Source organism: Chryseobacterium pennae (genome assembly GCF_003385515.1).
GTDB classification, from domain to species: domain Bacteria; phylum Bacteroidota; class Bacteroidia; order Flavobacteriales; family Weeksellaceae; genus Chryseobacterium; species Chryseobacterium pennae.
The window spans coordinates 16,715-38,144 of record NZ_QNVT01000034.1; the positions used below are offsets into that span (position 1 = coordinate 16,715).

The 21,430-nt window shown below is 34.7% G+C and carries 25 protein-coding genes; 23 read left to right on the forward strand and 2 right to left on the reverse strand.

Annotated features, from left to right (window positions below; genetic code table 11):
* The first annotated feature begins 2 nt into the window (after positions 1-2).
* From infA to DRF65_RS24935, 8 genes are all read left to right on the forward strand, one after another.
* Entirely contained in the window at positions 3-218 is a 216-nt protein-coding gene (infA, locus tag DRF65_RS24900; protein ID WP_034684855.1) for a translation initiation factor IF-1, read from the forward strand.
* Positions 219-281: 63 nt separating this feature from the next.
* Positions 282-398: a 50S ribosomal protein L36 gene (gene rpmJ, locus DRF65_RS24905; RefSeq protein WP_007839480.1), complete on the forward strand. Its 117-nt coding sequence runs from the start codon at positions 282-284 to the stop codon at positions 396-398.
* A 7-nt stretch (positions 399-405) separates the two neighbouring features.
* The gene (gene rpsM / locus DRF65_RS24910) at positions 406-783 is read left to right on the forward strand and encodes a 30S ribosomal protein S13 (RefSeq protein WP_068940272.1); all 378 of its coding nucleotides are present in this window, start codon (positions 406-408) and stop codon (positions 781-783) included.
* A gap of 12 nt (positions 784-795) precedes the next feature.
* Positions 796-1,185 (forward strand): 30S ribosomal protein S11, encoded by a 390-nt coding sequence (gene rpsK, locus DRF65_RS24915; RefSeq protein WP_034694697.1) that lies wholly within the window; start codon positions 796-798, stop codon positions 1,183-1,185.
* Between the two features lie 19 nt (positions 1,186-1,204).
* Entirely contained in the window at positions 1,205-1,813 is a 609-nt protein-coding gene (gene rpsD, locus DRF65_RS24920; RefSeq protein WP_115973414.1) for a 30S ribosomal protein S4, read from the forward strand.
* A 33-nt stretch (positions 1,814-1,846) separates the two neighbouring features.
* Positions 1,847-2,842: a DNA-directed RNA polymerase subunit alpha gene (locus DRF65_RS24925; RefSeq protein ID WP_115973415.1), complete on the forward strand. Its 996-nt coding sequence runs from the start codon at positions 1,847-1,849 to the stop codon at positions 2,840-2,842.
* 6 nt (positions 2,843-2,848) lie between these two features.
* Entirely contained in the window at positions 2,849-3,361 is a 513-nt protein-coding gene (gene rplQ, locus DRF65_RS24930) for a 50S ribosomal protein L17 (RefSeq protein ID WP_115973416.1), read from the forward strand.
* Between the two features lie 126 nt (positions 3,362-3,487).
* A complete protein-coding gene (locus DRF65_RS24935) occupies positions 3,488-4,066 on the forward strand; it encodes a DUF2272 domain-containing protein (protein ID WP_115973417.1) in 579 nt (192 codons plus the stop codon).
* A 62-nt stretch (positions 4,067-4,128) separates the two neighbouring features.
* Here DRF65_RS24935 and DRF65_RS24940 read toward each other — a convergent pair whose 3' ends face one another.
* Positions 4,129-4,563, reverse strand: coding sequence for a hypothetical protein (locus DRF65_RS24940; RefSeq protein ID WP_115973418.1), 435 nt, complete (start codon positions 4,561-4,563; stop codon positions 4,129-4,131).
* A gap of 334 nt (positions 4,564-4,897) precedes the next feature.
* On the opposite strand from DRF65_RS24940, the gene DRF65_RS24945 reads away from it, so the two are divergent.
* The 9 genes from DRF65_RS24945 (at position 4,898) to DRF65_RS24990 (ending at position 16,048) form a co-directional block, all read left to right on the forward strand.
* The gene (locus DRF65_RS24945; RefSeq protein WP_115973419.1) at positions 4,898-5,530 is read left to right on the forward strand and encodes a response regulator; all 633 of its coding nucleotides are present in this window, start codon (positions 4,898-4,900) and stop codon (positions 5,528-5,530) included.
* A 6-nt stretch (positions 5,531-5,536) separates the two neighbouring features.
* Entirely contained in the window at positions 5,537-6,406 is an 870-nt protein-coding gene (locus DRF65_RS24950; RefSeq protein WP_115973420.1) for a hypothetical protein, read from the forward strand.
* A 615-nt stretch (positions 6,407-7,021) separates the two neighbouring features.
* A complete protein-coding gene (locus DRF65_RS24960) occupies positions 7,022-7,810 on the forward strand; it encodes a sensor histidine kinase (RefSeq protein ID WP_115973422.1) in 789 nt (262 codons plus the stop codon).
* A gap of 105 nt (positions 7,811-7,915) precedes the next feature.
* Positions 7,916-8,296, forward strand: a complete 381-nt coding sequence (locus tag DRF65_RS24965) for a hypothetical protein (protein ID WP_115973423.1) — start codon at positions 7,916-7,918, stop codon at positions 8,294-8,296.
* Between the two features lie 5 nt (positions 8,297-8,301).
* Positions 8,302-9,525, forward strand: coding sequence for a hypothetical protein (locus DRF65_RS24970; protein ID WP_123947432.1), 1,224 nt, complete (start codon positions 8,302-8,304; stop codon positions 9,523-9,525).
* Between the two features lie 234 nt (positions 9,526-9,759).
* Positions 9,760-11,052 (forward strand): phosphopyruvate hydratase, encoded by a 1,293-nt coding sequence (gene eno, locus DRF65_RS24975; protein ID WP_115973425.1) that lies wholly within the window; start codon positions 9,760-9,762, stop codon positions 11,050-11,052.
* Positions 11,053-11,136: 84 nt separating this feature from the next.
* Positions 11,137-12,423: a citrate synthase gene (locus tag DRF65_RS24980; protein ID WP_115973426.1), complete on the forward strand. Its 1,287-nt coding sequence runs from the start codon at positions 11,137-11,139 to the stop codon at positions 12,421-12,423.
* Positions 12,424-12,731: 308 nt separating this feature from the next.
* Positions 12,732-13,793, forward strand: coding sequence for a helix-turn-helix domain-containing protein (locus DRF65_RS24985; RefSeq protein WP_115973427.1), 1,062 nt, complete (start codon positions 12,732-12,734; stop codon positions 13,791-13,793).
* An 80-nt stretch (positions 13,794-13,873) separates the two neighbouring features.
* A complete protein-coding gene (locus DRF65_RS24990; RefSeq protein WP_115973428.1) occupies positions 13,874-16,048 on the forward strand; it encodes a TonB-dependent receptor domain-containing protein in 2,175 nt (724 codons plus the stop codon).
* Positions 16,049-16,086: 38 nt separating this feature from the next.
* Here the strand turns inward: DRF65_RS24990 and DRF65_RS28670 are convergent, their stop codons facing one another.
* Positions 16,087-16,251 carry a hypothetical protein gene (locus tag DRF65_RS28670; protein WP_165852311.1) on the reverse strand — a complete coding sequence of 55 codons (165 nt, stop codon included), beginning with the start codon at positions 16,249-16,251 and terminating at the stop codon, positions 16,087-16,089.
* A gap of 752 nt (positions 16,252-17,003) precedes the next feature.
* Here DRF65_RS28670 and DRF65_RS24995 point away from each other — a divergent pair.
* From DRF65_RS24995 to DRF65_RS25020, 6 genes are all read left to right on the forward strand, one after another.
* Positions 17,004-17,918 (forward strand): dimethylarginine dimethylaminohydrolase family protein, encoded by a 915-nt coding sequence (locus DRF65_RS24995; protein WP_115973429.1) that lies wholly within the window; start codon positions 17,004-17,006, stop codon positions 17,916-17,918.
* Positions 17,919-17,992: 74 nt separating this feature from the next.
* Positions 17,993-18,388, forward strand: coding sequence for a four helix bundle protein (locus DRF65_RS25000; protein WP_115973430.1), 396 nt, complete (start codon positions 17,993-17,995; stop codon positions 18,386-18,388).
* Positions 18,389-18,455: 67 nt separating this feature from the next.
* On the forward strand, positions 18,456-19,379 hold the full coding sequence (gene ctlX / locus DRF65_RS25005; RefSeq protein WP_115973431.1) for a citrulline utilization hydrolase CtlX: 924 nt from the start codon (positions 18,456-18,458) through the stop codon (positions 19,377-19,379).
* A gap of 20 nt (positions 19,380-19,399) precedes the next feature.
* A complete protein-coding gene (locus tag DRF65_RS25010) occupies positions 19,400-19,759 on the forward strand; it encodes an S-adenosylmethionine decarboxylase family protein (RefSeq protein WP_115973432.1) in 360 nt (119 codons plus the stop codon).
* Between the two features lie 2 nt (positions 19,760-19,761).
* A complete protein-coding gene (locus DRF65_RS25015; RefSeq protein ID WP_115973433.1) occupies positions 19,762-21,225 on the forward strand; it encodes a DUF4178 domain-containing protein in 1,464 nt (487 codons plus the stop codon).
* A 3-nt stretch (positions 21,226-21,228) separates the two neighbouring features.
* The gene (locus tag DRF65_RS25020; RefSeq protein WP_115973434.1) at positions 21,229-21,420 is read left to right on the forward strand and encodes a hypothetical protein; all 192 of its coding nucleotides are present in this window, start codon (positions 21,229-21,231) and stop codon (positions 21,418-21,420) included.
* The last annotated feature ends 10 nt before the right edge of the window (positions 21,421-21,430 follow it).

A 21,430-nucleotide genomic window follows, 5' to 3' on the forward strand; every position in this document is an offset into this window, starting at 1 on the left:
TTATGGCAAAACAAAAACATATTGAACAAGACGGCGTTATAACGGAAGCACTTTCGAACGCTCAGTTCCGTGTAGAACTTGAAAATGGGCATATTCTTATTGCTCATATTTCCGGCAAAATGCGAATGCACTATATTAAACTTTTACCTGGTGATAAGGTAAAACTAGAAATGTCTCCCTATGATTTAACGAAAGGGAGGATCACATTTAGATATTAAAAACATTTAGCCAAATGGAATTCTCATTCCATTTGGCATTTGTAAAAAATAAATACTATCAAAATGAAAGTAAGAGCATCAATTAAAAAAAGAAGCGCTGATTGCAAAATCGTACGCAGAAAAGGTGTACTGTTCGTAATCAACAAGAAGAACCCAAAATTTAAACAAAGACAAGGTTAATTAAATTATGGCGAGAATTGCAGGTATTGATTTACCAAAAAACAAAAGAGGAGTTATCGGTTTAACTTACATCTACGGAGTTGGAAGAAGTACTTCTTCTGAAATCCTTAAAGCTGCCGGTATTAGCGAAGACAAAAAAGTCAACGAATGGAATGACGATGAATTGGCTGCAATCAGAACTTATATCTTAGACAACGTAAAAGTTGAAGGAGAATTAAGATCTGAAGTGCAATTGAACATCAAGAGATTGATGGACATAGGATGCCAACGAGGAATACGTCACAGACTTGGATTACCTTTAAGAGGCCAGAGAACGAAAAACAACTCTAGAACCCGAAAAGGAAAGAGAAAAACTGTTGCTAACAAGAAAAAAGCTAGTAAATAATCGTTAGGAATTATGGCAAAACAAACTAAAGTAGTTAAGAAAAGAAAAGTAAAAGTTGAAGCTATTGGTGAAGCACATATTCAAGCTTCTTTCAATAACATCATCATTTCTTTAACAAATAAAAACGGAGAGGTTATCTCTTGGGCTTCTGCCGGTAAAATGGGATTCAGAGGTTCTAAAAAGAATACTCCATTTGCTGCTCAGATGGCAGCTGAAAATTGCTCTGCTGTAGCTCACGAAGCTGGTTTAAGAAGAGTGAAGGTGTTTGTGAAAGGTCCAGGTGCAGGTAGAGAATCTGCAATCAGATCTATTCACAATTCAGGAATTGAAGTTTCAGAAATCGTTGACGTGACTCCTATGCCACACAACGGATGTAGACCACCAAAAAGAAGAAGAGTTTAATTTTTAGAATTTACCCATTATGGCAAGATATATTGGACCTAAAACTAAGATTGCTAGAAAGTTTGGTGCTGCAATCTACGGAGATGATAAGAACTTCGAAAAAAGAAAAAACCAACCGCCAGGACAACACGGTCCTAACAAAAGAAGAGGTGCTAAGAAATCAGAATATGCAGTTCAGTTAGCTGAAAAACAAAAAGCTAAATATACTTACGGTATCTTAGAAAGACAGTTTGCTAACTTATTTGAAAAAGCACACAGAAGCAAAGGAGTAACAGGTGAAGTTCTATTACAACTTTGTGAATCAAGATTGGATAATGTAGTTTTCAGATTAGGTTTTGCTAAAACTAGATCTGGAGCAAGACAATTAGTTTCTCACAGACACATCACTGTGAACGGAGAGATTCTTAATATCCCTTCTTACTTGGTAAAAGCTGGTGATGTAATCACTGTAAGAGAAAAGTCTAAGTCTCTTGATGTTGTTACCAATGCATTGGCTTCTAAGTCAAACTATGAGTGGTTACAATTCAACGATGAGAAGAAAGAAGGTACCTTCATTTCTGCTCCTGAAAGAATCCAAATTCCGGAAGACATCAAGGAGAACCTTATCGTCGAACTTTACTCTAAATAATTTTTTAATCAAATTTTTGCTCAACCCAATAATATGGCAATTTTACAATTCATAAAACCCGATAAAGTAATTTTACTTAACTCTGATGAATTTAAAGGTCAATTTGAATTCAGACCTTTAGAACCAGGTTTCGGGCTTACAATCGGTAATGCTTTGAGAAGAGTGTTGCTTTCTTCTCTGGAAGGATATGCTATTTCATCTATCAAAATAGAAGGTGTAGAGCACGAATTTTCAACTATTCCAGGAGTAATCGAAGACGTTACCGAAATCATTCTTAACCTTAAGCAGGTTAGATTAAAAGCTTTAGCAGAAGGCCAGGCTAACGAGCAGGTTGTTGCTAAAGTTTCAGGTCAAACGATTATTACTGCTGGTGATTTAGGAAAATCGATCAACGGATTCGAGGTTTTAAACCCGGATTTAGTGATTTGTAACCTAAATACTGATGTAACTTTCGAAATTACTTTCAATATTGAAAAAGGTAGAGGATATGTTCCTTCAGAACAAAATAAGTCAAACAATGCACCTGTAGGTACTATTGCCATTGACTCTATTTTCACGCCGATCAAGAAAGTACAGTATAGCATTGAAAATTATCGTGTAGAGCAAAAAACAGACTACGAAAAACTTGTATTAGATATAGAAACTGACGGGTCTATCAGCCCTCAGAATGCTTTAACAGAAGCTTCTAAGATATTAATTTATCATTTCATGCTATTCTCTGATGAGAGAATCACGCTTGAAACTGAAGCTGTAAAAGCATCTATCCAATATGACGAAGAGACCCTTCACACAAGACAACTTCTTAAGTCTAAATTAGCAGATATGGATCTTTCTGTAAGAGCCCTTAACTGTCTGAAAGCAGCTGAAGTAGAAACTCTTGGAGAATTGGTTTCTTACAGTAAGTCTGATTTGATGAAATTCAGAAATTTTGGTAAAAAATCTTTGACAGAACTAGAAGAATTAGTGCATTCAAAAGGTCTTAACTTCGGTTTCGACGTTGCAAAATATAAGTTAGACGCTGATAAATAATTAATAATGAGACACGGTAAAAAATTCAATCACTTAGGAAGAACTTCATCTCACAGAAGTGCGATGCTTTCTAATATGGCTTGTTCTCTAATTGAGCATAAAAGAATCAACACTACTGTAGCTAAAGCTAAAGCTTTAAGAGTATATGTTGAGCCTCTATTAACAAAAGCAAAAGAAGATACTACACATAACAGAAGAGTAGTATTCTCTTACCTTCAAAATAAATTTGCGGTTGCTGAATTATTCAGAACTGTAGCTCCTAAAATCGCTGAAAGAAACGGTGGTTATACAAGAATCATTAAGACAGGTTTCAGACCAGGTGATGCTGCTGATATGGCTCTTATCGAATTGGTAGATTTCAACGAGCTTTACAACCCGAATGCTGAGGAGAAAAAAGCTACAAGAAGAAGCAGAAGATCTACACCAGCTAAAGCAACAGTGGTTGCTGATGCTCCAGTTGTAGAAGAAAAAGTAGAAGAAGCTAAAGCTGACACTACTGAAGAAAAAACTGAAGAATAATATTCATTCAGATATAAATGAAAGCCATCCGGATACGGGTGGCTTTTTTTATTACCCAAAAGTGGTATTGAATACATTGTATAGGTCTTGTAATTTTGTTTAGACATAACAACAAAATCTAATATCATGGCAACAAGTATTTTTACCAAAAAATTAATTGATACAGCGTATCAGCAGTATCAGCTCTACAAAAGCATGGACGAAGCAGATGACAAGCTCTTTAGACAGATCAGGAAATATTATGAAGATCTTGACTTTAACTTTACAAGTTCGGTCACTGAACCCTGGTCTGCAGTTTTTATATCCTGGTGCGTCCTTAAAGCTGGGGCAAATGCCACTGAGTTTAAATTCTCTCTTGCCCATTCTAAATTCGTTCATAAGGCAATCCAGAATACAATCCAGAATACAGGGGTCTTCAAGGGGCGACGACTGGATGAATATCATCCTAAAATTGGAGACATTATTCAGAACAACAGAGGAAACTCAGAATTTGATTATAATTATGCAAGAGATCATTCCGGCTACCAGTCTCATTCTGCTATTGTGATTGAAGTAGGAGAAGATCATAAAGGAAAATACCTGCTTACTATCGGAGGAAATGAATCTGATTCAGTTCGAATGAAAGAAATCAGGTTGGATAGAAACGGCTTTATTAAGCAGAGGGATATAAATCCTTATATTTCAATTATCGAAAATCTTAAGTAAGCTTTCCTGGCAAATTCAGGAAAAGAAAAGCCCTCATTGAATATGAGGGCTTTTATGTATTCTTAAATCTTCGTTCTTTTCAATGGAATGATATTGTTTCCCTGTTCAAGGTGAAGACTGTCACCTTTTACTCTCACAGTCATATCATCTTTTTTATAGATGGTTTCATCCCCTTTGGTTTCAGTTTTAGTAAGCGTAAATGTTTTTTTGTTGCTGGTAATAGCTACCGTACTTTCTTTTGGATCGTTTTTGAATACTACTTTTACCAATGTTCCATCTGTCGCTTTATAGACAAAATCTGTTTTTTCCGTTTTCTTTCCGTTGACGTCTACAGTGGATGAACTTTGAGCAACAGAATCAACCTTTCCGTTATTATCTGTAACTACTGTCTCAGTACTGTCTGTTTTAATGATACTCTTATTTCCACCTTCACTTTTTTTGCAGCTTACTACAGCTAATGTAAGTATGGCACCAAGTGCTAAAAGACTTTTTTTCATGATTATATTATTTGATATTCAATATGATTTTTATTCTTTAATTTTACAAAAATCATGCCTTGCAATATGGTGAATTTTTACAATTTTTATCTATAATTTTCCTTTTATAACCTGAATGAAATGACGGATGGTAACTAATGAAATCATTACCAATATAGTGGCAGTCCGGATTTGTTAATTTTTATTAAAAAAATAAGGTTTTGAAATGAAAAAATAATTAAATTTAATAAGATTAAAAACAAACCATAACCCTAAACTCAAACCTTAAGATTACACAAATGTGTAATTGATTCCGATCTGTTTTCTGTTGATATTTGCTTCAAATAAAAAAGACATGAGCATTTCCATTGCCATAGTAGAAGACGAAAAGAACTACAACAACGCGTTGAAGAAGGTAATCAATTATCAACAGGATATGAAGGTTGTTGCCCAGTTCTTTGATGGGAATGATGCTCTTAAAAACCTTCTCGATATTTCTCCCGATGTTGTCATGATGGATATCCAGCTTCAGGATATGCTGGGGATTGAAATTATTGAAAAGCTCAAAAAAGAAATGCCGGACACCCACTTCATCATGTGTACAAGTTTTGATGATGATGAGAAAATCTTTAATTCTTTAAAAGCCGGTGCGATGGGATACCTTGTGAAAGGAGAGAGTATGGACAAGATACTTTCTTCCATCAGGGATGTTTATAATGGTGGTGCTCCTATGAGTTTTTCTATTGCCCGAAGAGTATTGCAGCATTTTGAGAAAAAGTTTCCGGAGATTAAAGGTTTCGATGAACTTACAGAAAGGGAAAAAGAAATTCTTGAACTTCTTTCGCAAGGATTGCTCTACAAAGAAATTGCTGATCAAAAGTGTATCAGTATGGATACCGTGAAAAAGCATGTCGGAAATATCTATAGAAAGCTGCATGTCAACAATAAAGTTGAAGCAGTCAATAAACTAAACCAATCTAAAAACTAAGAAATCATGAGAACCATTAAAACATTCATTGTGATACTGCTGTTATGGGGTATCCAAATTCCAGCCCAAATCGAGAAAGGCATGAAGGAAAAGCTAGCCAAATTTGAAAAGGAGAAAAAGTCTATATTGGCAAAAGAAATGAAATCTATGGAAGGGAAAAGTCCTGTATATATTCCTTTAGCAGGAGCTTTTGCAAAAGATATGCGTCAGGCATTTATAGATAATACCTATCCTGTCCTTAATAATGAAGGCTTGTTGAAAACTGATGTATTCATCCTGGAAAACCAGCAATGGCTAGAGTTCTGTGATTTTCTACAGAATAACCCAAAGGTTACTACGATAAGACTATATTTTCTCCAATTTATCCAAAATGATTTTGAATCAAAATACACAGAACTGGCACCGTTTGATGGTAAACTTTATATTGGAATAGGCTTTTTTGATCAATCTCAGAATTTAGTGGGTGGTAAATATTATGGAATGTTATCTGTTAAGAAAACAGTAGAAATAGAGCCCCAGGACTTTATTAAAATGCATAAAAGCTATTTAAATAACATCCAAAACAAAATAAATAAGTTCAGTACTTCTGGTCAAAATACGAATTATTTAAAAATAGATGCCGGAGATTTTAAAGTACAGCGAAAGATTATAGAAGTCTATAATAGCAGTATGAGCCCTCAATATGTTCAGTCATTAACATTCACATTAGCACAAGCTATAGATCCTAAATCGCCAACATCTTTTTATAGTAGTAAATACCTTAAAAGTCAGGGACAGCTTACTTCTCTTACAGATGCCATAGATACTAATGGTAATACTATAGAACATTTGAGAAATTATGATATGAACTCTCTTTGCCCTCAGCAATGTCCTTAAACAGAATTTATGAAATTGTTGTTTTGATCTGCTTTCTGTACTCTGTCTATTTATGGATATATAAGCGCAAGTCAAAACAACAGTTTTACTTTTTTGTATATCTGCTTCTTATTATAGGAGTGGATATTATTCCTGTAAATCTATCATCATGGATAGAGTTTGACAGGAATAATTTATTTTTCGGATATATTATTCTTTCTCTAATTTATTTTAGTACAATCTATTTTAAAAGTATTCATGATCGTGTTTTCAGAATCTCAATAATTTGCTTTAGCTGTTTACTGATTATTTTTAATCTCATGGAATTTCAGACGGATATAAAACAATTAAGTTTTACATCAATCATAAGCCTCCCTCTTCTTTTTATATTCCTTTCTATGACCTGGTTCATATATAAACTTAAAAATGTAGATGATAAAAGCATTATTGAAAACTTTTTGTTTTGGATCAGCTCAGGTATTTTGATCTGGTCTGTATTTTTTATTTTCCGGGCTATCCCGATGTATTTTTTACAAAAAAATGATTCCCAGCTTTTAAGCTTTCTGACAATGACATTTTCAATTGTGAATGTCATGATCTATCTTTTATTTTTAATAGGATTAATATTCACACAGAATGAAAGAACTTCCCGAAGAAATTAAAGCAACCTATATCCTGGCTGTTGTTATCATGATGCTATTCGTAGGATTCATCATTTTCGTGGTTTTAATGTATAACAGAAAACAGCTTCTTTACTTCAAAGAAAAGCAGTTAAAAGAAGCCGAATACCAAAACCAGCTTCTTCAGAAAGAACTGGAGAAACAAAAGTTAATAGAAAAGGAACGGGAACGTATTTCTCACGATATGCATGATGATCTCGGTGCAGGGATTTCTGCGCTTAAGCTTCATTCAGAATTTCTAAAACAAAAAGTAAACGATGATGATCTCCAGAATGATATTGATGAATTGCTGAAAACATCAGAAGAGATGAATATTTCCATGCGGGAAATGCTCTGGAGTCTGAACTCAGGTAATGATACGCTGGAACGTTTCATAGATTATGCAATTATTTATTCCGGAAATTTTCTAAAAAAAACTAAAATCGTATTAAAGTCAGAATGTATAGATATCATAAGTGATACTCCCATTTCTACAGAATTAAGGCGTAATCTTTTCTTATGCCTGAAAGAAGCCGTTAATAACATCTACAAACATAGCCGGGCAGATACGCTTAAACTCTCATTTTATCAGGATAGAAATATCTTCATTATGAAGATTTCAGATAACGGAACAGGAATTCCGGAAGAATGCCATAAAGGAAATGGTCTCCGGAATATGAAAAGAAGGATGAGCGATATAGAAGGAAAATGTGAGATTACACCTGAAGATCCTGGAACTTCTTTAACCTTTGAAGTAGTATTATAATGGTTGGCATATGCAATCTTACTTTTTAATTTGTATAATCACCCTTTTGTGTAATTGACAAATATGTTTTTTAGGCCGAACTTTGATATATAAAACTTGATAGCCATGAAAACTCTAATTAAAAAATCAGTTAAAACTTTTAAATTAACGGGAGATGATAACGATTATGTTTTAACAATTACGATTTCTACGGATGCCCAGGTAAATACCAACGTAAGGTATCTGGCCACAATTAATGACTTGTATGACGGCTCTGATGATGTAATTACGGTAGACATCATACAGGGTAAAAGATTACGTATTCGCCACATTTTTGATTTTAGTGGTATTAATGATAGTCTTTTAGATCCAGCAATGCAGCACACTAGCATTATGTATACTTTACGAGGTCAAGATAATATGGTACTTCCTTTTGAGAAGAATACAAAGGCTGACCTTTCTCCAATGAAAAGAATTATTAGCGTAAAAGTGATAAATATAAAATGAAGATCATGAAAAAGATATTTTTGATGGTGTTGACTTTTATATCTATACATGGATATAGATCACAAAATAAAAACACCGAAGTAAAGGAAATTGATGTGGAACTTAAAGAACTCGCCATTTCAAATCCAGCGTCTATTATTCTGTTGGGTATTTCTCCCTCCGAATTGGAAACTCCAAAGTCAAAAAAAGGAATTGTTTTAAGTTTAGTCAATTCATTTAAGAAAAGTGAAGGAATTCCGGATACGTATGCATTTGAAATTACACCATATTGGCTACTACGTTCAAAAGGAATGAATTCGCTCAAATATGCAGGGTTTAAAGAATATGACGGAAAAGTATATAAACAAAATGTTTTTAATGACTTGAATAAGGCATCATTTTCATTAGGATTTGTGAGAGATTTAATTCTAAATTCAGATGATGATATTAAAAATCCGGCATTCTCTGTAAGTGTAAGAGGAACTTTAATTAAGATTCGAACTCAGGATAATCTCAAAAAAATTGTAAAAGAAGATTCTGCAAAAAAAGCTCAATTAAAATTGATCAGTAAATATTTAAGCGATAAAGAATTAGAAATTGAACAAAAGTGTATTGATGAAAATTTAAGTCCTTCAGATTGTGAAGATTTATTAGAAGGCAGCTTAAGCAAGTTACTAAAAAAGTATGAAGAGAATGAAAATGGGCTCAAAAATGTCGATTATTACAGGAGCCTCTTAGAAGCCTCCCCCATACTTGCTGTGGATTTTGCAGGTGGCTACAGTACTTTTTTTTCTGATAATAAATTTTCAAACAGTCGCTTTGGAAAACTAGGGTTTTGGTTAACGTTGAATACAGGTTTTGATTTTACAAAAAAAGAGAATCCTGAAGCAGAGAAGAAACTTAATTTTTACGGGATCGTTCGATATCTTGATGATGGAACAACGCTAGACATCAATCAGCAATTTCTCAGAACTAAAAACTATGATTTTGGAGGAAAGGCAGAGTTTACTTATAAAAGGTTTTCCGTATCCTGGGAATATATTTATCGTATCAATGATATTGAAAAAACATTTCGAACCAATGGTTTATTGGCTTATAAAGTATCGGATAAAGTATATATTAACGCGGCGTTTGGCAAAAATTACGGAGAGAAAGATAATCTGATTTCTTTTTTAGGCCTTAATTGGGGACTAGACTCTGAGAAATCAAGTGTTTTCGTCAATACTCCTGATGAAAAAAAGATTGAATAAAATAACAATCATTTAGGCGAACCTCTCCATTTCTATATAAGTATAGATATTCAATTTAAAAATAAAAACCTTTTTTGATGTGATGTCAAGAAAGGTTTTTTGGGAAGTAAATCATGAGTTTATCATAATATAAATTAACTAAAATTTAACTTCGAATTATTTCAAAAAAAACCTGCGAAATGCCCCTGAAAGTTAAATTTTGATTAAATTTGTCTAAACTAAAAAAAATAAAAAATGAGTGCAATTTCTTACATAGAAGCAAGACAGATTTTAGATTCCAGAGGTAATCCTACCATTGAAGTGGATGTATTTACAGAAAACGGTGCTATGGGTCGTGCAGCTGTTCCTTCAGGAGCATCTACAGGAGAGCATGAAGCCGTAGAATTACGTGACGGAGGTTCAGAATACCAAGGAAAAGGAGTTTTGAAAGCTGTTGAAAATGTAAAAGAAGTAATTGCAGAAAATTTAGTTGGTCAGCCGGTTTTTGAACAAAACTATATCGATCAGATCATGATTGATCTTGACGGTACTCCTAACAAAGGAAATCTGGGAGCTAATGCAATCCTTGGAGTTTCTTTGGCAGTAGCAAGAGCTGCAGCTGCAGAATTGGGAATGCCTTTATACAAATATGTAGGTGGTGTAAATGCAAACACACTTCCTGTTCCTATGATGAATGTAATCAACGGTGGTTCTCACTCAGATGCTCCTATCGCATTCCAGGAATTTATGATCATGCCGGTAAAAGCAGATTCTTTCTCTCACGCATTGAGAAAAGGAACAGAAATTTTCCATAATCTAAAATCTATTCTTCATTCAAGAGGTTTATCTACTGCGGTAGGTGACGAAGGTGGTTTTGCTCCTACTTTCAAAGGAACTGAAGATGCTTTGGATACATTGCTTCAGGCCATTGAAAAAGCAGGCTATAAGCCAGGTGACGACATTATGTTAGCACTTGACTGTGCAGCTTCTGAATTCTACAAAGACGGAATTTATGATTACAGAAAATTCCAGACTCAGGACGCAGCTCAGTTTTCAAGCAGCGAGCAGGTTTCTTACTTAGCTGAACTGGCTGCAAAATACCCAATCATTTCCATTGAAGACGGTATGCAGGAAAATGACTGGGAGGGGTGGAAAATGTTAACTGATAAAATCGGTGACAGAGTACAGCTTGTAGGAGATGATTTATTTGTAACCAACGTAGAAAGATTATCCAGAGGAGTAAAAGAAAATATTGCTAACTCTATCCTTGTAAAAGTAAACCAAATTGGTTCTCTTTCTGAAACAATGGCAGCTGTACAAATGGCTCAGAACAATAAATTCACTTCAGTAATGTCTCACAGATCAGGAGAAACTGAAGATTCTACCATTGCTGATTTAGCGGTAGCAATGAACTGTGGACAAATTAAAACAGGTTCAGCTTCAAGATCAGACAGAATGGCGAAATACAACCAGTTGTTAAGAATTGAAGAAGCATTGGGTGAAACTGCTATTTTCCCAGGTTTAGAAGCATTCAAAATAAAAAGATAATTGAATTTATAAATAACGGCAAGCGATAATTTTTGTTTGCCGTATTTTATGGAAAGTGGTATATTTAAAAAAAATAAATAAATAATGTCAGACAACAAAGTAATATTGAATTACGACGGTAATTCATATGAATATCCTATCGTGGATAGTACTATCGGAGACAGAGGGATTGATATTTCGAAATTAAGAGACCAGACAGGTTTAATCACTCTGGATTTAGGTTACAAAAATACAGGAGCTACTATTAGCGACATCACTTACTTAGACGGAGATAAAGGAGAATTATTCTACAGAGGTTATCCAATCGAGCAAATTGCTGAAAAATCTAACTTCACAGAAGTAATGTATCTTTTATTACATGGAGAATTACCTACTCAGGATCAATTTACTTCTTTCGACAACAATATTAAAAAATATAACTTCATCGCAGATGAGATGAAAAAGATCATTGATGTTTTTCCTCGTTCTGCTCACCCTATGGGAGTTTTATCTTCTATGACGTCTGCATTGACAGCCTTCAACCCGAAAGCGGTTAACGTAAACTCTAAAGAAGAAATGGATCACGCAGCTGAGCTGATGATCGCTAAGTTCTCTCACCTTTGTGCTTGGACATACAGAAAAACTCAAGGTTTACCATTAAACCACGGTGATAACAACCTTAGCTATGTAGAAAACTTCTACAAAATGGCATTCAGATTACCAAACGCCGATTTCGAAATCGATCCGGTTGTAGTAAGCGCTTTAGATAAACTATTAATTCTTCACGCAGATCACGAGCAAAACTGTTCTACTTCTACAGTAAGAATGGTAGGTTCTGCTCACACAGGTCTTTTCGCTTCTATCTCTGCTGGAGTATCTGCACTTTGGGGACCACTTCACGGTGGGGCTAACCAGGCGGTAATCGAAATGCTTGAACTTATCGAGAAAGATGGTGGTGATGTATCTAAATACGTTGCTAAAGCTAAAGATAAGAATGATAACTTCCGTTTGATGGGATTCGGACACAGAGTGTACAAAAACTTCGACCCAAGAGCAAAAATCATCAAGAAAGCTGCTGACGATATCCTGAAAGCATTAGGAATCCAGGATAAAGCTCTTGACATTGCAATGCAGTTAGAAAGAGTAGCACTTGAAGATGAGTACTTCGTAGAAAGAAAACTATATCCAAACGTAGACTTCTACTCAGGAATCATCTACAGAGCATTAGGAATTCCTACAGAAATGTTTACTGTAATGTTTGCATTAGGAAGATTACCAGGATGGATCTCTCAATGGAAGGAAATGAGATTGAAAGGAGACCCGATCGGAAGACCAAGACAGGTTTACCAAGGTGCTCAGGAAAGAAACTATATCGATATCGCAAGCAGATAATATTTGCTTCTACCATATCAAAATCCCAAAGCTTGCTTTGGGATTTTTTGTTTTCCTAGCTCAGGGTATTCAATTGGTATGGGCTTTAGCCAATTCATCCAATAAGAAAGCCAGTCTGATAGACTTCAGCTCAAATATAAAATATATATGTAGTTGAAATTTACTGGAATAAATTAGTAAATTTACTTTTGTAGAATATAAGTTTCAGCTAAAGTCATATGATTTATATTCATTGATTAAAAGGGATTTTAATCTGTTTCTATTGATACAGTTGGTAAAGTTGTTTGTATTTAAAAAATTAATAAGTCATGAGTTTCGGACAACAGATCTTGTTTTTTTTCAGTGCTGTGGGGGCCTTCAACGGGCTTTTGCTCGGTATTTATCTGTTGTTCATTAAAAAACTGAAATATATACCAGACTTTTTCCTTGGACTTCTTCTGCTAATGCTAAGTATAAGAGTAGGAATATCTGTCTGTTTTTACTTTTATCCTGATCTGCCAAGAGTTATAGCCCATTTAGGTTTATCAGCATTATTTTTTACAGGACCTGTTTTGTATTACTATGTAAAATCTTCCTTTCAACAAAATCAATTTAGTCTGAAATCCTGTATAATAACATTTGGAATATTAACCCTTTTTCTGGGAGTTGTGGGATTATTATATCTATTCTTTCCTGTGACTTGGGATCATTATTTTGGTACCTTTATTTATGCCGTTTGGACAATATCTGTATTTCTTACTATTTATCAGTATTATTTATTTTCAAAAGAGAATATCAAAAGCTCCAATAAGTTTGTTCTTCCGGTTCTGATTAGCAATGTGATTATCTTTTTAACCTATCAACTGATTTCAACGGGTTGGATACAGATATACTGTGCAGGAGGCAGTCTGGTCTTTTCATTTGTACTCTATGCTAATTTTCTGATTGTATTCAATAAAAAATACCATCAGATTCCGGTGAAGGAAGCGGTCAGATATTCCAATAAAAAGATTTCAAATGAACAGGCTGATAATTTTGTATCCAGATTAGATAGAATGATGAATACAGAAGAACTTTACAAAAATCCGGACCTGAAATTAAATAACCTTGCCTCCAGAATGAATATGTCTACTCATCAGCTTTCTCAGCTATTGAATGATAATTTGGGGAAAAGTTTTGCCACTTATATCAATGAATATAGAATCAATGAAGCCTGTGAAAAAATTGAAAATGGTTCCTATTTGAAGATTGAAGAAATTGGATATGAGGTTGGATTCAATTCTAAATCAACTTTCTTTTCAACATTCAAGAAAATAAAGAATACCACACCACTTTTATACAAACAGATGCAAACGCCTTCTGAGACTGGGGTTCATAGTCTCAATTTATAATTTCGTACTGCTGAATTTTAATTCTAAAACCTGATTTTTACCATAAGCCAATACTTTTGATCTCATAAAATTTAAAAATTATGATGATCAAATTATGGCTCTTTCTGTTATTACTATTTCTACCAATTTTTGGAAAGGCACAGAAAGCCACGGGAAATAATGAATCGGATTCTCTGACTCGGCAAAAGTCTTCAACAACAAATATTTCAGAAGTTGTTATCCAAGCCGCCCCACGAAGCGTCAAATTGAATGACGGAAATTTGACGGTGGCTGTTTCCGGAAATAAAGACTTTAAGACTTCCACCCATCTGCTTGATGTTTTAAGAAAAACACCAGGAGTAACTATCGATCAGGAAGAAGGAATCTTTATTGGAGGAAGAGTGACTCCCGCCATATTCATTGATGGCAAACCTATTGTAATGAGTAATCAGGAGTTGCAGGCTTATTTACGGTCTTTATCACCGGAAATGGTAGAATCTCTTGAAGTAAACACCAATCCATCTTCAAAATATGATGCAGAGTTTAAAGGAATTATTGACATTAAGCTGAAAAAGAATACCGATCTGGGTTGGAAAGGAAATTATAATGGGAATCTGTATGCATATAAGTTCAATTCCCGGGAGAATACTCTGAATCTTACTTATAACACAGAAAAAGTAGCATACAGTTTTCAGGGAGGATATAACGATGGAATCTCATTTTATCAATACAATGCCCTACAACGGCTGGCTAATACCAATGTTATGAGGACCAGAACCTATCAGGAGGATCAGGTAAATGTGTACAACATTCAGGCAGGAGCAGATTTTAGATTGAATGATAAAAACAGGCTAAGGCTGAACCTAAGGGGCAGTTCCAGGGAGATTGACCGGATGCGCTTAGGTTCATTATATACTACTGATAAAAGTGAAACACAGCTTGTTTTTAATACCGGAAATGAAAATCCAATGCACTATTCCCAGAACAATTACGGGATTACCACTGATTATTCTTTTCAAAATAAAGGATTTAAAATTAATTTTTTAGGCAATTATCTCTCCGTGAAAAACAAGCAGAAAGACGATTTTATTAACAGAGATAAAACTTCTTCAGAGGTATTGTCCTATTGGAAATCTGATCTTGTTAATAAGATAGATATTTATACAGGGCAGATTGATGCCTCTCAAAAAATAGGAGAAGCAGAAGTAGAGGCAGGGCTTAAATATAGCCAATCCAATACCAATAATAATATCAGGTATGATACTTTATCTGTGAATAACCAGTTTGCATTCGATCCCGATAGAAGTAATCTGTTTTCCTACAAAGAGAAAATATTGGCAGGGTATTTAGCCTATAAACAAAAATTTGGAAAACTTCAGATCAATGCAGGATTAAGGCTTGAAAATACAAATAGTGTTTCTGATGCTGTTACTTTAGATTCTATTGTTTCAAGAAATTATCTGGAATGGTTACCATCCTTCAGTGCAAACTATACATTTAATAAATCTAATGAACTTTCACTATCCTATAGCAGAAAAATAACAAGGCCTGTTTTTTCACAGCTTAATCCATTTCGCTATTACTTCAGCCCTTTGAATTACTCGATAGGAAACCCTTATCTGCAGCCTTCTTTTACAAGCCAGATCAAAGCAACCTACCGATACAAAAATTGGATCACAAGTTTTACAATAGGAAAAGAAAAAGATGTGATGGCCCGCTATCCTATATATAATCCGAAAACCAATGTATTGGAATATCTGGGAGCCAATCTTCCATACCGTAATTTTGCAGTCCTGGAAACAAGTTTTCCTGTGAAAATTACAAAGTGGTGGAATATGACAAGCCAGATTTCAGGATATTACAATTATGAGTTCAGACCTTATCTTGATCAGGTTTTTACACTGGGGATTTATAACTATGAAATCAGGGTAAACCAGGTATTTACTTTACCCAAAGGATACACTGTTAATCTATTTGCTAATTATGAATCTAAAACCGGAAACAGTCTTTATATTATCAAACCACGGTATAGCATAGATCTATCCATTCAAAAATCCTGGCTTGATAATAAGCTGAACACAAAGATCGGCTATAATAATATTTTTGATACCTATGATCAGCAGTTAGAGTTCAGGCATAAACAGATTATGGACAATCAGTTTAGGCATTGGTGGGATAACAGCCGTTTCTATTTTTCACTGAGCTATAGCTTTGGAGGCTCAAAATATCAGGCAAAAGAATCTCAGAGAACAGAGGAAGAAAACAGAGCAAGATAAAAGAAAACCTGCTTGGAAAAGCAGGTTTATTATTTTTATTAAGGGCAAACGCAGTTACCACATGTCCAGATTCTGCAGCTACCGTCGTCATTCCATTCACAGCAGTATCTTGGCTTAGTAGGGCCAATTCCTCCGGTTACTGATTTTTGTTGCTCTCTTCCTAATTTTTGCGCGTTTTTAAGCACTGAATTGTTCTTGTTCATGATTTTGATTTTTTGATGTTAATAGTTAATTTGTAAACAATATAATTTCACGGAAATTATATCACTAATATAGGAATTTATTTTATTTAAAAAAGAAAAATTCATCATTATGTATATGAAATATAGAATTTTGTATCTTTTTAGATGAGGTTGTAATGTTTTTTTTCATAAAATAATGAGGATATTTTATACTCAAAAAAGAAAAATAAAGAGTCTCGTATAAATATCTTTTCCAAAAGCAGATTGATGATAAAGTATTAAAAAGCCGCCTCTGCATTTTGTAGAAACGGCCTAGGATATTTTATGGGCACATACATCTGTCACATGTCCAGATGAAACATTTTCCAGTGACATCATCCCACTCACAACATCTTCTGCCTGGTATTGCTCCTCCGATTACTGATTTTTGTTGGTCTCTACCTAATTTTTGTGCCTTTTTCAGCACTTGAATGTTCTTGTTCATAACTTTGTTTTTGATGTTAATAGTTAAGTTTTAATATATATAATTTCGCGAAAATTATATCACTAATGTAGGAAATTAAATTATAAAAAAATCTATTTTTTTGTCCTTATGTAGATGAAATATAGTAGTTTATAGATGTTCTTTTATACTTTATACTGTGGTTTGTTGAATAGGGGGTGAATTTCGCTGAAAGGAGGTTCTTGCGGAGGCCGAAATTCAGGTATAAAATAATCCAAAAGTTTTCTAGATAGAGACCTTTACTTATATTTGTAGTATTGCATAAATCTTTATGAGACTAAACATTAAAAACGAAACGGGCAGGCTGAGATCAGTAGTTCTGGGCCAGCCTAATTCATTGGGAGCCGTTCCCACGCTAGAGGAAAGTTATGACGCTAAGTCATATTACTCAATTGAACACAACATTTATCCTAAAGAAGAGGATATTATCAATGAAATGAACGCTTTTGAAGCGGTATTAAAAAAGTATGACGTTGAAGTATTACGCCCAAGCATTATCCAAGATTATAATCAGGTCTTTTCAAGAGATGTAGCATTTGTAATTGATGATAAAATGATCATTTCAAATGTGATTGCAGACAGAGCAGATGAACAGGAAGCATACAAAAGCGTTTTTGAAAAAGTGGCCTGGAGAAAGATTATCAATCTTCCGGAAACAGCACATATTGAAGGTGGTGATGTGATCGTATGGAATGATTTTATTTTCATCGGAACCTGTTTCAGCGAAGATTACAGAAACTATAAAACGGCAAGAACCAACGAGTATGCCATTGAAATTTTAAAAGAATACTTCCCCAAGAAAAGAATCATTGATCTTGAACTGAAGAAAAATGATAAAATTCCGTTTGAGGGAATCTTACATCTGGACTGTGCTTTCAATCCGGTGGGAGAAGACAAATGCATCATCTACAAAAATGGATTTGTTGACGAAAGCGATTACCGCCTGATCATCGATATTTTCGGAGAAGAAAACTGCTTCCACATCAATGATGAAGAAATGTTTGAAATGTTCCCGAATATTTTCTCTATTTCTCCGGATGTTGTCGTTTCAGACAAAGCATTCACAAGAATGAACAACCATTTAAGAAACGAATGGGGAATGACTGTAGAGGAAATCCCATACAGAGAAATCTCTAAAATGGGTGGTTTGTTGAGATGCTCTACAATGCCGCTTGTAAGAGAATAGTTGAGTTATAGGGTTATAGAGTGGGAGAGTTTTAGAGTGAGTTTGGGAAGAATTTTTAATATTAAATAATAAGTATGTCAACGATTAAATTTCACCAGGACCTAAAAGTATATCAAAAGTCTTTTGAGATGGTCCAACAGATTTACGAATTATCAAAAACATTTCCAAAAGAAGAACTCTATTCTCTTACTGATCAGATACGAAGATCATCAAGATCTGTAACAGCTAATGTAAGTGAGGCGTGGGGGAAAAGAAGATATGAGAAATCCTTTGTTGCTAAGCTTACAGACTCTGAAGGCGAAGCAAGGGAAACTCAAACATGGAGTCAATTTGCCTACGCTTGCCATTATATAAACGAAGAGCAGTTTAATAACTTACATAATCAGTATAATCAAATAATAGGGATGTTAATTAATATGATCAACCAGTCAGAAAAATGGTGCTCATTTTCTTCATTCGATACAGAATAGAAAGAGTGATCAATCAGGCTGGCAACTCTCCAACCCTCATACACTAACACCCTCAAACTTAAAAGAAATGCAAACAACAGATACAGTATTAATGATAGAACCGATTGCATTCGGTTACAACGCAGAAACTGCGAAAAATAATTACTTTCAGGTAGAACAGACAGGTTCTGATATTCAGTCAAAAGCTTTGGCAGAATTCAATACCTTCGTTGGGAAACTGAGAGAAAAAGGGATCAATGTAATTACTATTAAAGATACATTGGATCCTCATACCCCGGATTCTATTTTCCCAAATAACTGGGTAAGTTTCCACAAAGACGGAAAAGTGGTTTTATACCCGATGTTTGCTTCCAACAGAAGAGTGGAGAGAAGAGATGATATTATTGAAAGCATCAAAGATCAGGGATTTGAAGTCGCTGAAATTGATGACTGGTCATTTCCTGAAACTCAGGGGCATTTCCTGGAAGGAACGGGAAGTATGATCTTCGATCACGATAATAAGATTGCATACGGATCTGTCTCTTTGAGGTTAGACGAAAACCTATTCAGAGAATTCTGTGAAAAGTATGACTTTACACCGGTTGTTTTCCATTCTTATCAGACTGTGGGTACAGAAAGACTACCTATCTATCACACCAATGTCATGATGTGCGTGGCAGATAAATTTGTAGTGATCTGCCTTGATTGTATTGATGATGAATTGGAAAGAGAAAAGGTGATTGAAACCATCAAGAATTCAGGAAAAGAAATCGTTGAAATTTCAGAAGATCAAATGCAGCAGTTTGCTGGAAATATGCTTCAGGTTCAGAATAAAGATGGAGAAAAATTCCTTGTCATGAGTCAGACAGCTTATCAATCTTTAAATCAGGAACAGGTAGCTGCCATTGAAAAATATTGTGAAATTATTTATTCAGATTTAAATACCATTGAGGTAAACGGAGGGGGAAGTGCAAGATGTATGCTGGCAGAGGTTTTTCTTCCAAAAAAATAATATATTTACGAAAAAATTAATTGAACCCATTATCAAATAAAGGTTTACATATTCTTCTGACTTTGGAAACAGAGTCAGAAGATTTGTTATTAGACAGCACAGGTTTTCTTGCTTTTACAGAACGTATTCTCAAAACAAAAGAAGTAGAGATTGTAGGAATTACCAATCATGTATTTGAAAATCAGAGTTTCACTTCGGCAGTCTGCCTTAAAGAATCACATCTCTGTATTCATACATGGCCGGAATTTAAACAGCTTACTTTCGATGTTTTCCTTTGTAATTATACTCAGGATAATACCGCAAAAGTAGAGCAGATTGCGGATGAGGTTGTTCAGTATTTTAAAGCTAATACCATTCAGAAACACAAAATTTACAGATAAAAATGGATCATATATGTCCCGTTTGCCGAACTCATAATAATGATCTGGCCATAGATTTTTCCATTGAAGAATTTGTCTGCAGCCATTGTAATAATCTCATTACAATAGGACAGTCTGTCAAGAGAAAGATTGTTAAAAAGCCTGTAGAAAATGTTGTCCTGGAAGTAGGGCGCAAGGGTTTGCTATATGGTAAGGAGTACTGGATAATTAATATTGTTATTAAAAAATATGGTTCAGATACCTTTTGGCGGGAATATGCTCTGAAAGACCGTACCGGAAACAATGTGTATCTGAGTGAAAGTGACGGCCACTGGGTTTTCCTTCGTCCTGTAGATTTTGCCTTTAAAGAATTCCAATATTATGCTGAAGCAGATGGTAAGAAATACAGATGGTATGAAACCACACCCTGTAACGTTCATGCTGCTGCCGGTTTTTTTGAAGAAAAATTACAGTCCGGGTTAGCGTACTATAAAGAATATGTAAACGGTACCGAAATGATTTCTCGGGAACAATATGGTAAATCATTGCAGTTTTTCAAAGGAAACCATATTTCAAGGGGTGAAATTAAAAAAGCATTCGGTATAACAGATATGCCTTACCGCTCTGGAACAGGAATTGTTCAGCCGTTTCTCTTTAATGTTAAACAATGTACCAATATTATGGCAATTACAGCTTTATTGATCTGTATCTTGCAGTTATATGTGGTAACCTCAAGAAGTAATCAGACTGTCTTTGAGCAGGGTGTCAACTTTGCAGATGTTACTGATAAAGAGATGGTAAGTAAAAGCTTTACTCTTTCAGGCGGATCTGCCCCGTTAAAAGTACATGTATTTTCTGATGTGGATAACTCCTGGGCGAATGTAGGCCTCGGCCTTGTAAATGAAAAAACCAACGAAGTAATTTATGCTTCCAAGGATATTGAAAAATATTCCGGATTTGAAGGAGGAGAAAGCTGGAGTGAAGGAAGTACTACTGAAGACTTTAATCTGTGCGGTATTCCTGGAGGAACTTATCATTTTCTGATCTCAGCAGAAAAAGAAAGTGGTACAAAAGACCTGTTTAAATCTGGCTACAGGCCGGATAATGCAGATTTTTCTATCATTAAAAACGATGCAGGAAGCTTCTTTCTCAAAAATGATAAAGACCAAACCATCAGTACCTATGGCGAAAGAGGTATTCTTGCCAATGATATTATACTGAGAACCGGCCTTCAGAATAATATGAAAGAAACAGGGAAATTAGATTCTATCCTTACCAATATGCCTCAGGAATATGGTTATCCCGGAAACTATGAAAGAAATCCTTCTGTAAATATTAAAGCAAGCTGGCTGCCGGTTTCCTTCTGGAACTTTGGAATTGTGTTGGCCTGTCTTATCATATTTGCTGTAGTAATCTCCTGGATGAAACGTATTTTTGAATCAGGCAAATGGAGTAATAGTTCCAATTCACCCTATTCCAATAATTAAACTATGGAAAGAGTAATTAATTATATCAAAAGCAACTGGCTGCTGTTTACCATCGGAGGATTTTTTATGGGCTGGTTCGTTTACCTTACATTTACAGGAAACCAATTCTGCGACTGTGTAAAAACAGAAAAATATCGCGACGGAACCACAAAAAGTCATTCCCGAACAGGATTTTACAGATACTATCACAAATAAAAATTAAAAA